Annotated in this window: 8 protein-coding genes; 5 read left to right on the top strand and 3 right to left on the bottom strand. The window is 60.9% G+C overall.

The window, feature by feature from the left end; all coding sequences use genetic code 11:
• The 4 genes from ACTQ3R_RS01865 to ACTQ3R_RS01880 all read left to right on the top strand — a co-directional run bounded on the left by ACTQ3R_RS01865 (position 1) and on the right by ACTQ3R_RS01880 (position 4,723).
• Positions 1 to 1,086 carry a metallophosphoesterase family protein gene (locus ACTQ3R_RS01865; protein ID WP_441777394.1) on the top strand — a complete coding sequence of 362 codons (1,086 nt, stop codon included), beginning with the start codon at positions 1 to 3 and terminating at the stop codon, positions 1,084 to 1,086.
• Positions 1,083 to 3,593, top strand: coding sequence for an AAA family ATPase (locus ACTQ3R_RS01870; RefSeq protein WP_441777393.1), 2,511 nt, complete (start codon positions 1,083 to 1,085; stop codon positions 3,591 to 3,593). Before ACTQ3R_RS01865 ends, ACTQ3R_RS01870 begins: the two co-directional genes overlap by 4 nt.
• A gap of 68 nt (positions 3,594 to 3,661) precedes the next feature.
• Entirely contained in the window at positions 3,662 to 4,258 is a 597-nt protein-coding gene (gene lepB, locus ACTQ3R_RS01875) for a signal peptidase I (protein WP_441777392.1), read from the top strand.
• Positions 4,259 to 4,378: 120 nt separating this feature from the next.
• Complete coding sequence (locus tag ACTQ3R_RS01880) at positions 4,379 to 4,723, top strand: YerC/YecD family TrpR-related protein (protein ID WP_441777391.1); 345 nt, start codon at positions 4,379 to 4,381, stop codon at positions 4,721 to 4,723.
• Positions 4,724 to 4,767: 44 nt separating this feature from the next.
• On the opposite strand, the gene ACTQ3R_RS01885 is transcribed toward ACTQ3R_RS01880, so the two are convergent.
• From ACTQ3R_RS01885 to ACTQ3R_RS01895, 3 genes are all read right to left on the bottom strand, one after another.
• On the bottom strand, positions 4,768 to 5,550 hold the full coding sequence (locus ACTQ3R_RS01885) for a hypothetical protein (protein ID WP_441777390.1): 783 nt from the start codon (positions 5,548 to 5,550) through the stop codon (positions 4,768 to 4,770).
• Between the two features lie 84 nt (positions 5,551 to 5,634).
• The gene (hutH, locus tag ACTQ3R_RS01890; protein WP_441777389.1) at positions 5,635 to 7,200 is read right to left on the bottom strand and encodes a histidine ammonia-lyase; all 1,566 of its coding nucleotides are present in this window, start codon (positions 7,198 to 7,200) and stop codon (positions 5,635 to 5,637) included.
• 131 nt (positions 7,201 to 7,331) lie between these two features.
• On the bottom strand, positions 7,332 to 8,654 hold the full coding sequence (locus tag ACTQ3R_RS01895; protein ID WP_441777388.1) for a Na+/H+ antiporter family protein: 1,323 nt from the start codon (positions 8,652 to 8,654) through the stop codon (positions 7,332 to 7,334).
• Positions 8,655 to 9,289: 635 nt separating this feature from the next.
• On the opposite strand from ACTQ3R_RS01895, the gene recJ reads away from it, so the two are divergent.
• Complete coding sequence (gene recJ / locus ACTQ3R_RS01900) at positions 9,290 to 11,380, top strand: single-stranded-DNA-specific exonuclease RecJ (RefSeq protein WP_441777387.1); 2,091 nt, start codon at positions 9,290 to 9,292, stop codon at positions 11,378 to 11,380.
• Positions 11,381 to 11,388: the final 8 nt, after the last annotated feature.

The raw sequence follows: 11,388 nt of genomic DNA on the forward strand, positions 1-11,388 counted from the left end.
ATGGTAAAAATTATTCACGGGGCGGACTTTCATCTGGACAGCCCCTTTTCCGGCCTCAGCCCCCAGCATTCCGCCCAGCGGCGCAGCGAGCTGCGGCAGCTGCCCCGGCACCTGGCTGATTTGGCCCGGACGGAGGGAGCCGACCTGGTCCTTCTCTCCGGCGACCTGCTGGACGGAATGCATATCTACCGGGAAACCGTCCAGGCCCTGGCCCAGGCCCTGGGCTCCATCCCCTGCCCGGTATTCATTGCCCCAGGCAACCACGATTCCTGGTCCCAGCACAGCCCCTACGCCGGCCTTGCCTGGCCGGACAATGTCCATATTTTTTCCGCCCAGACCCCAGAGGGCATCGACCTGCCGGACCTGGGGTGCACGGTTTGGGGCCGGGCCTTCTGCGCTCCCCACCTGGAGCGCTCCCCCCTGGAGGGACTGAATATCCCCAAAAACGGCCGGCTCCACCTGGGCTGTTTCCACGGGGATGTGGCCCCTCAAAGCGACTACGGCCCCATTACACGGGAGGAGATCGCCGCCAGCGGCCTGACCTATCTGGCCCTGGGCCACATCCACCAGTGCAGCGGTCTGCAGCGGGAAGGGGATACCTTTTGGGCCTATCCCGGCTGCCCCGAGGGCCGGGGCTTTGACGAGACCGGAGCAAAGGGGGTCCTCCTGGTGGAGGCGGAGCCCGGCCAGGTGACGGCCCGGTTTGTCCCCCTGTGTCAGCGGCGGTATGAAATCCTCTCTGTGGACCTGACCGGCGCTTCCGATGGGGCCGCCGCCCTGCAAGGGGCCCTGCCGGAGGATGCCGCGCAGCATATTTTCCGCATCCTTCTCACCGGTGAGTGCGAGGCCCCCGATCTCTCCGCCCTGGAGCGCGCACTCTCCCCCCTGTGTTATGGCCTCACCCTCCGGGATCACACCCGCCTGCCCCAGAATTTATGGACCCGGCGGGAGGAGGATTCCCTCACCGGGCTCTTCCTGCGCTCCATGTGGGAAAAATGTCAGGCCGAGCCGGATAACCAGCTCTATCAGCTGTGCGCCCGGTACGGCCTGGCCGCCCTAGAAAACGGAGAGGAGGGCCGTCTATGAAGCTGATCTCCATGACTGCCACCTTTGGCAAGCTGAACAAGGCCCATCTGGAACCCAAGGAAGGCCTCAATCTCATCTACGCTCCCAACGAGGGAGGCAAATCCACCTGGGCTGCCTTCTGGAAGGCCATGCTCTATGGCATCGACACCCGCGACCGGGACAAAAAGGGCTATTTGGCCGACAAAAACCATTATCAGCCCTGGTCCGGCGCCCCCATGGAGGGGGAGATGCGCCTGGAGTGGAAGGGCCGTGACATCACCATCCGCCGGGGCCCACGGGGAAATACCCCCTTTGGTTCCTTTTCCGCCGTCTACACCGGCACCGAGGAGCCCGTCCCCGAACTCACCGCCGCAAACTGCGGCGAGCAGCTCACCGGGGTGGGCCTGCCTGTTTTTTCCCGTTCCGCCTTTTTGGGGGCAGGGGGGCTATCCCTCACCGCCGCCCCGGAGCTGGAGCGGCGCATTGCCGCCCTGGTCACCACCGGGGAAGAGGAGGTCTCCTTCTCCCAGGTGCAAAGCCGCCTGAAGGCCTGGCAGAATCAGCGCAAAGTGAATAAGAGCGTAGGGGAGATCCCCCGGCTGGAGGGAGAGATCGCCCAGGTCCGGGAGGACCTGGCGGCACTAAACGCCGCCTCCCTGCAGGCAGATCAGCTGGAAGAGCAGGTCCGTACCCTGGAGGAGCAGCGCAGTCAGCTTCAGCAGGAGCAGCGCATCCACCAGGCCCTGGCCCGGAGCGCTCTGGAGAAGGAAATTTCCGCCCTGGAGCAGCGCTCTCACGCTCTGGCCGAGGAAAAGCAGCATCTCCAACAGGAACAGGCCCTCCACACCCAACTGGCCCGGCGGGAGCTGGACCTGCGGTATACCCAGGCCAAAGAGGCCCTCGCCTCTGCCTGCCAGCAGCTGGATGCCCTGCAGCGGGAGTCGGAGCGTTGGGGCGCCCTCCCCGAAAAGGAGCTTGTAAAGCGGGCCCAGGGGGAACTTCAATATTTAAAAGTACTGGATGAAGAAATCAAAGCCGGGGAAGATGCTCTCCGCCAGGCCGAGGAGGCCTATGTCCAGGCCCAGATCGCCGCACGGGACAAGTACTTTGACGGACTTACCAGCGAGCAGGCCGGGGAGCAGGTAGAGCGCCAGGTGCGCGCTGGGGAACAGGCCCAGGCCAAAGCCAAAGCCTGGACGCTGCGCGGAATTGGCTCCTTTGTCCTGTCCGCGGCCATCGTGGTCTTTTTCCAGGTCTATTTCTCCATTAACGTCGGGGTATACCCCAACGCCTGGTGGTTCTCCTACGGTCTGCCCGTTCTGGCCGTAGCTCTGGCCCTGTTCGGGGTCTACGCCCTGAGCCGGGGCAGGAAAGGTGCCCGCGGACTGCGCGGGGTGTTTGACCGCTATCAGGTCCACTCCCAGGAGGAGCTCTCTGCCCTGGTCCGGGACTACGCCGCCCGCTGTCAGCAATCTGAGCAGGCGGCTCAGCAGGTCAAGACCATCCGCGGCACCCTCAACGACCGGAAGGCCCGGCGGGAAAATAGCTGGACGGACATCATCCATTTTGTCCACACCTTTGCCCCGGAGGTCCAAAATGAATTCGGCTGCTCCGCCGCCCTGTCCCGCGCCCTGAACCTGGACCACGAGCTCTCTTCCGCACGGGAACGTGTGGAGGAGCGCCGGCGCCGGCTGGACGACCTGGCTGCCCAGGGCGGCCGGGAGGCCGATGGCTCCGCCGCACCCCCTGTGCCTGTGCACACGCCGGCACAGACCCAGGCGGCGCTGGAGGCGGCGGCACGCCAGTGGGAACAGACGGACCAGGCCCTGAACCAGGCCCGAGGAAAGCTGTCAGCCCTGAAGGCAGAGGGGGAGGAGGTTCTTCCGGATTGCCCGGTCCCCCAGCGTTCCCCTCAAGAGACCCAGCAGGCCCTGGAGCAGGTGCTGGTCCAACTGGAAGGGCTGCGTACCCGCCTGAACCAGGCCCAGGGCGCTCTGGCCTCCATGGGAGAGGAGGCCGTCCTCTCCGAGCGTCTCTCTGCGCTCTCGGAGCAGCTGGCCCGGCGCACACTGGAATATGACGCTCTGGAGCTGGCCATGAAAACTATGGAAGAGGCCAACGCCCGCCTGCAGGAGCGCTTTTCTCCCGAGCTCAACCGCCTGGCCGGGGAATACCTGGCCAGGCTCACCGGGGGGCAATATCCTTCCGTCAGCCTAAGCAGGGAGCTGGAGGGCTCTGTGCGCGGACGGGAGGATGTGCTCCCCCACAGCGCCCTGTACCTCTCACGGGGCACGGCGGACCAGCTCTATCTGGCTGTGCGGCTTGCCATCTGTCACCTGTGTCTGCCGGAACGTCCTCCCATCTTTCTCGACGATGCCCTTACCGCCTTTGATGACAGCCGCCTCCAGGCCGCCTTGGACCTGCTGCGGGAGCTGGGACAGGAGCAGCAGCTTCTGCTGTTCTCCTGCCACCGGCGGGAGCAGGCGCGGATGGCAGGCATCCCCGGCGTGACCTGTCTGGAGCTTTAGCGGGTTGCATTCCCGGAGAGAACCCGGTATAATACCCTTATCCTCATACCCATAAGGAGGCCCCATCAATGGACGAATTGAACGACCTGCCTCAGTCCCCGGAGCAGGAACAGCCCCGCCGAAAGGGCAACGACCTGTTTGAGTGGCTGCAGCTGCTCATGGGCTGCGTACTGGTGGCGGTAGTCCTGTTTAACTGCTTTGCCCGCCTGACCAGGGTGGACGGAAATTCTATGGACAACACCCTGAAGGACGGGGAGATGATGCTCATCTGGTCCCTGGGCTATCAGCCCAAACAGGGAGATATTGTGGTGCTCAACAAAACTGACCAGGTGACTGACCAGCTTCTCCACAGCAAGGCCATTGTCAAGCGGGTCATCGCCACCGGAGGACAGAGCGTGGACATCGACTACTCCACCGGCACCGTCTATGTGGACGGAGAACCCCTGGATGAGCCCTATATCAAAGAAGAGATGTATCTGCCCGCCAATCCCATGATGTACAATACCCATTGGGACATTCCTGAGGGGTCCATCTTTGTCATGGGCGATAACCGCAACGCCTCCACCGACAGCCGCCATGAAATGGTCGGTCCCATTGATGAGGACTATATCCTGGGCAAGGTAGTCTTTGCCCTGTGGCCTTTGGAAAAATTCGGTCCCATGTAATGCCTGGGGCCAGAGGACATACCAGTCCAACGTCAGGTGCTCCCAATAAATTAAGGTGACTTATCCACTTTTTTATGTTAAAATAAACGCAACTGATTGAGTGAGGAGGCCTCATGGGCTATGTCCAACGTCGATAATAACCGCAGTCAGGCAATCAACCAGCTATTCCACGGGATCCTGACCCTGCAGGATGTTGACGAATGCTATCGCTTTTTCGGAGACCTGTTTACTGTGCAGGAGCTTGCCGCCTTTGCCCAGCGGTTTCAGGTAGCTGAGCTGCTGGCACAGGGCTACACCTATGACGGTGTGCGGGAAAAGGTCCCCACCAGCTATTCCACCATCACCCGCATCAACACAGAGCTGCGCTATGGCTCCGGTGGATATCAGCTTGTGCTGGACCGGCTCAAGCCGGAGCAGGAGCAGGAAGCTTCTCAACAGGCCCTGAAAAATTTCCCCTTTATTTGATAATAAAAAACCCCGGCCAGCTTTTTAAGCTGGCCGGGGTTTTTTTATCGATCAACCTGGATCACCGGGTCCAAAATCACTGGGCCGCCAATGTAGGCGGCGGTCACGGCTCCCTTTGTTCGCACCACGGCCGCCCGTACCACACCGGCGGGCTGGACATAGTCCCGTGCAAATTCTCCTTCCGGCAGTCCTTCACTCTGGGCTACCGCACAGGCCAGGGAACCGGAGCCACAGCTCCCCTCCCAAACCAGGGTGTTGGCGGCGGGAACCTTGACCAAGGGGGTCATCTTTCCCGTCTCCGGCTCCAGGAAAATTACACCGTAGGCATCCAGCCCGGAAATGTCCTGAAATACCGGCTCTGCACGGTCAAAAAACGTCTGGCTGGGCTCTACATGCTCCACCACCAGGTGGGCAATCCCTCCCAGGTGGACCAGCTTTCCGGTCACGCCGCCTGCTTCCACCTCTTTGACCCACAGGGGAAGGGGCATCTCCGACCGGGCGGTCCCGGCCTCCAGATCCACATCCACGGTGACAGGGTGGTCACATCCGCTGACCTCCACCTGCACCTGCTTGAGGCCGCCATGTTCCTTGGCCATCAGCATCCCAAAGGCACGGGTGGCGTTGCCGCAGAACTCACCGCCGGCCATCTCCATCCGGCCCACACAGCCCTGCTCCGGCTGGCAGAGAAAGCCCACTTGCTCCCCATGGAGCTCTTCAATTTCCATCAGCCGCCCCGCCAATTCCGCACGCGCGGCCTTTTCAACGGGGTCCAGGACAAACAAGGTAATGTTTCCCGCCGGATTTGCCCGCAAAATGCTTACCTTCATGGTGTTTCTCCTCCGATAAAAATAGAAGCCCCCAGAGGAGAGGGGCCTGGGTCCCTCCCCTCCGGGGGCAGTTTGTGTTTTCTCTTACTGGAAGTCAGGCATATACTCCTTGACGATCTCCAGCAGCTCGCCGCTGCGGACCATCTTCTCCACCTCGGCGATGTCGGGCCAGATCTCACGGTCCAGCTCGAAGAAGGCAACCTTCTCACGCACGTGCTTGTACAGAGCCTCATGCAGGGGGGTGATGCCCTGGCCATGGGTGTTCAGGCGGCGGCGGATGTCAATGGCCTGGCAGGCAGTCAGCAGCTCCAGAGCCAGCACGGACAGGGTGTTCTGGACGATCATGCCCGCCTTGCGGCCCGCGGTGGTGCCCATGGACACGATATCCTCCTGGTTGGCGGAGGAGGGGATGGAGTCCACGGAAGCGGGGTGAGCGTAGACCTTGTTCTCAGACACCATGGAAGCGGCGGCATACTGCACGATCATGTAGCCGGAGTTCACGCCGCCCTCAGTGGTGAGGAAGGGGGTCAGGCCGTTGGACAGAGCGGCGTTGACCATACGCTCGGTACGGCGCTCGGAAGCGTCGGCGATCTCAGAGCAGGCAATGCCCAGAGTATCGAAGGGGATCGCCATGGGCTCGCCATGGAAGTTACCGCCGGAGATAACAGCCTCGTCCTCCAGGAACATCAGGGGGTTATCGGTGACGGCATTGAGCTCGATCTCAACCTTGTCCAGGACATAGTCCAGGGCGTCACGGACAGCGCCGTGCAGCTGAGGAATGCAGCGCAGAGCATAGGCGTCCTGAACACGGTCGTTCTGGCAGTTGTCCAGGATCTCGGAGCCCTCCAGCAGCATCTTCATGTTCTTGGCTACCAGCATCTGACCCTTCTGGCCACGGACCGCGTGGATGCGGGGGTCAAAGGCGTTGCGCAGACCGGTCAGGCCCTCGAAAGCCAGAGAGCCGATCACATCGCCCAGCTGAGCAGCGCAGATGGTGTCGTACAGGGCCAGGGAGCCCACGGAGGTCATGGCGCAGGTGCCGTTGGTCAGGCCCAGGCCCTCCTTGCTCACCAGGGTATCCAGAGTCTTGATGCCGGCCTTGGCCATAGCCTCGGCACCGGTCATCTTCTCGCCGTGATACATGGCCATGCCCTTGCCCAGCAGAGGCAGAGACATGTGGGCCAGAGGAGCCAGGTCGCCGGAGGAGCCCAGGGAGCCCTTCTGAGGCACCACGGGGTGGACGCCCTTGTTGAGCATCTCAATCATCATTTCCACCAGGATGGGGCGCACACCGGACACGCCCACGCACAGGGCGTTGGCACGCAGCAGCAGCATGCCGCGCACCACTTCCTCGGCGTAGGGCTCGCCAGTGGCGGTGCAGTGACTGAGGATCAGGTTGGTGGACAGCTGGTTGCTCATTTCCTTGCTGACAGCCACGCGCTGGAAGTCACCGAAGCCAGTGGTGATACCATAGGCAACACGGCCCTCCTCAGCGATCTTCTCAGCCAGGGCGCGGGACTTCTTCATGGCCTCCAGAGCGGAATCAGCCAGCTCGACCGTGGCGCCGTAACGGGCCACTGCAACAAAGGTCTCCAGGGTGAGGCTATGCCCATCCAGGACAACGTGCTTTACTTCTTTGGGATTGTACATGACTGTGATGTCTCCTTCCTTGATCCGTAGTACGGATGGTAAATGATGGTTGTATTGAGTGGTTAATCATTGGAAACTCTGGTTCAGCGTGAAAAACCCGCCGAACCAGAGCTCCTTAATTCGGGATGGATTTAGATGAACTGAGCCACAACGATGGCGCAGATCATCAGGGGGATGTTGAAGTGCAGGAAAGTGGGCACGCAGGTGTCCCAGATGTGATCGTGCTGGCCGTCGGCGCTCAGACCGGACGTGGGGCCAAGGGTGGTATCGGAGGCGGGGGAGCCGGCGTCACCCAGAGCAGCAGCAGCGGACATCAGCAGGATGGTAGCAGCGGGGGAGAAGCCAATGCTCTCGCACAGAGGCACGAACAGCACGGCCAGAACGGGGACGGTACCGAAGGAGGTGCCGATACCCATGGTAACCAGCAGGCCGATCAGAGTGATCACGGTAGCGGCAATGATCTTGCTGCCGCCCATGGCGTGGATACCGGCCTCAACCAGAGCCTCAACGCCGCCGGTAGCCTTCATAACGTCAGCATAGCCGCCAGCAATCAGCATAACGAAAGCGATCAGGCCCATCAGCTGCACGCCGCCGGCCAGCTGCTCGTCGATCTCTTTCCACTTGATGGCGCCGAAGACGATCATGACCAGAATGCCGGCCAGAGCGGACAGAGCCAGGTCCTGGCTGAAGATCTGGATCACGACCACGGCCACGATGGCGACCAGGGTCACATAGTGACGGTACTCCAGCTTCTCGCTGACAGCATCGGAAGCGGAGGTGTCGGCCTCGAGCATCTGATACTCACGGGGCTTGCGATAGGTAACAAACACGGCGATCAGCAGGCCGATGAACATGGCCACGCCCAGATACCAGTTGGCAGCGGTAACATCGCTGACGGTCACTTCCATACCGTTGGCAGTCAGGTTGTCAGCAATGATGCCCTGGAAGATCAGGCCGAAGCCGAAGGGGATGGTGATGTAAGGAGCCTTATGACCAAAGGCCAGGGCACAAGCCACGGCGCGGCGGTCCAGCTTCATCTTGTTCATCATGCTCAGCATGGGGGGGATGAGGATGGGAATGTAAGCAATGTGGATGGGAATCAGGTTCTGAGACAGGCAGGCGATGATGGTGATCATGCCCAGCAGAATCAGCTTGTTGCCGCCGATGACCTTGGACATCTTCTTGGAGAGGATGTCAGCCAGGCCGGTGGTGGCAATGGCGGTAGCGAAGGTGCCCAGCAGGATGTAAGCCAGGGCGGTGGTGGCGTTGCCGGCAAAGCCGCCGGTCAGGATGCCGAAGATGGTGGACTCGGTCTCGCTATAAATGGGAATACCGCCCACAAGGCCGCCGACCACACAGGCGATCAGCATGGACAGCAGTACGTTCAGCTTCAGCAAGCTGAGCACACACAGGACCAGGACCGATACGGTTACCGGGTTTAATAGGATTTCCATAAAATTGTTACCCCTCTTTCTTCTTTCCTCTTACGGTTGCTTTTTTCGAAACGCTCCGCTCCCTCATGCCCATCACAGCTTCTCCCATCCCAAATTGACGACTCCCATCGCCAAGAAGAAGTTTTTCCTAAACATGAAGGCCCCTCTGCGGAGGCGTCCCGCTTGCCCTTATCATAGCACGCATTTTGTGTTAAATCAACAAAAACTTTGGCGTTTCAAAAAAGTTATTTGTGCTCTATTTCAATTTTCCCCTGGTTTGTTAGCTTTCCATTGCTAGGTTGAATTAGTTTATGAAAGTTTTCTGTCATTTAGCTTGCTACATTTTCCTGCACAAAGTAGACAAAAACCGCCTGTTTTTCCCATTTTATTTGATCTTTTCCCCAGCTATTTCTGGTAATTTTTGGATTTCTGTCTTTTTCTGTTTTTCGCCCCGGCCGTCTGAAACCGTAATTTTTCCAGAATTTTCGCCGAAATTATTTTATTCTTTTTTCACAAGCCTCCTTCGGCCGAAAAAAGAAAAGCGCCCCTGGATTTTATCTTGAAGGTTTTCTGTCCTCTATGCTATAATAAAAAAGTTAATATGCCGTATTGTACCTACCTTTTTGCGGGTAAGACTGACTGGGGGTGTCCACCAAATGAAATACAAACACTGGCAGGTGGCCGCTCCCTGTCCTGAAGATCAATCTGCTTTGGAGGCGGCGGGAGTGCCTTCCCTCTTGGCCGCCATCCTGTCCGCCAGAGGGATCGCCGATCCGGAACAGGTCCGGCAGCTTTTATCTCCTGCCAAAGAACCCATCCTCTCCCCACATCAGATGAAGGATATGGACCGGGCGGCCGCCCGTGTGCGCCTGGCCTTGGAGCGCGGCGAGGTGATCGCCGTTTACGGCGATTATGATGTGGATGGGATCACCTCCACCTGTCTGCTGACCCGGTTCCTGCAGGAACGGGGCGGAAAGGTGCTTGCTTATATCCCCTGCCGGTTAGAGGAGGGATATGGCCTTAATCTGGAGGCCGTGCAGACCCTGGCCCAACAGGGAGTAAATCTCATTCTCACCGTGGACTGCGGCATCACCGCCGTGGAGGAGACGGAGCTTGCCAACCGTCTTGGGATGGAGGTGGTCATCACCGACCACCATACCTGCAAAGACGCCCTGCCCGCCGCCGCCGCGGTAGTGGATCCCCACCGCCCGGACTGCCCCTACCCCTTTAAGGGACTTGCCGGTGTGGGCGTGGCCCTGAAGCTGGCCATGGCCGTGGCCGGCCCGGAGCAGGCCGGCGCAGTTCTGGAAGAATATTGTGACCTGGCCGCCATCGGCACCGTAGCCGACGTTATGCCCATGGAAGGAGAGAACCGGGCTATCGTCAGCCTGGGGCTGTCCCGGCTCAATCCTCCCCGGCGGGTGGGTCTGGCCAGCCTGCTGCGGTGTGTTGGACTGGAGGATAAAGACATTACCTCCGTCTCCGTAGGATATACCCTGGCTCCCCGCATCAACGCCTCCGGCCGCCTCGGCCGGGCGGAGGTGGCGGTGGAGCTGCTGCTCACCCAGGACCCCGTTCGGGCCGACGAGCTGGCCATGGAGCTGTGCGAGCTGAACCGGGAGCGCCAGGGCCTGGAGGGCGAAATTTTTCACCAGTGCGTCCGCCACCTCACCGACGCCCCCCAGCAGGGGGCCATCCTCCTGGCCGGAAGCCAGTGGCATCAGGGCGTGGTGGGCATTGTGGCCTCCCGTTTGGCGGAAAAATACGCCTGTCCCTGCTTTATGATTTGTCTGGACCAGGGCATGGGCAAGGGCTCCTGCCGCTCTTGGGGGGGCGTCAATCTCTTCGAGCTGCTCTCCTCCTGCTCCCACCTGCTGGAGAACTTCGGCGGGCACGCCCTGGCCGCCGGCTTTACCGTGCGGGAGGAAAATATTCCCGCTCTGGCCCAGGCTCTTCGTCAGACTCTGGCCCAGAATTGCCAGGGGGCGGAGCTGCCCTCGGTGCTGGAAGTGGATATGGCCGTCCAGCCCCAGATGCTTTCGGTGGAGGCGGTGGAGGCCCTGGACCGGCTGGAGCCCTGCGGTACCGGCAACCCCCGCCCCATTTTGCTCCTGCAGGGGGCCCAGGTGCACACCCTGTCTCAGGTGGGCCGGGGACGGCACCTGAAAATGCGCCTGGAGGCCAGGGGCGTCAGCCTGGACGCCATCTGGTTTTCTGCCGACGCGGAGGAGACCGGGCTCTATCCCGGCTGCCGGGTGGACCTGGTCTTTTACCCTCAGATCAATGAGTTCCGGGGGCGGCGGGACCTTCAGCTCCAGGTGGTCGACCTGCGGGTGGTTCCCTCCCGTGCCCAGCTGGAGCGCGCGATCTATGAAAAATTTGTCCGGGGAGAGGTCCTCTCCGTTCAGGAGGCTCAGGTACTGCTCCCCAGCCGGGAGGATTTTGTCTGGCTGTGGCGGTGGCTGGAGCGCCAGTCTGCCGCGGGCAGCGTGGTGGAGGACACTCCCGTACGTATTGCCCGTGCCGTCTCCCGGTCCAGCCGGCAGCGGGAGGTACCCGCCCGCACCATGCTGTGCCTGAAGGTGATGGAGGAGCGCGGCCTCATTTACCTGACCCACCGCACCGACCGCCTTCAAATCACCCTGCGCCCGGTAGAGCGCAAGGTGGATTTGGAAGATTCTGCTCTTCTGAAGCGTCTGCGGAGCATTCTGGAGTGCGGCTCCCACCCAGACGCCCCACTTTCCTAACTCAACCG

The organism is Lawsonibacter sp. LCP25S3_E2 (assembly GCF_052117285.1).
Classification (GTDB): domain Bacteria; phylum Bacillota; class Clostridia; order Oscillospirales; family Oscillospiraceae; genus Lawsonibacter.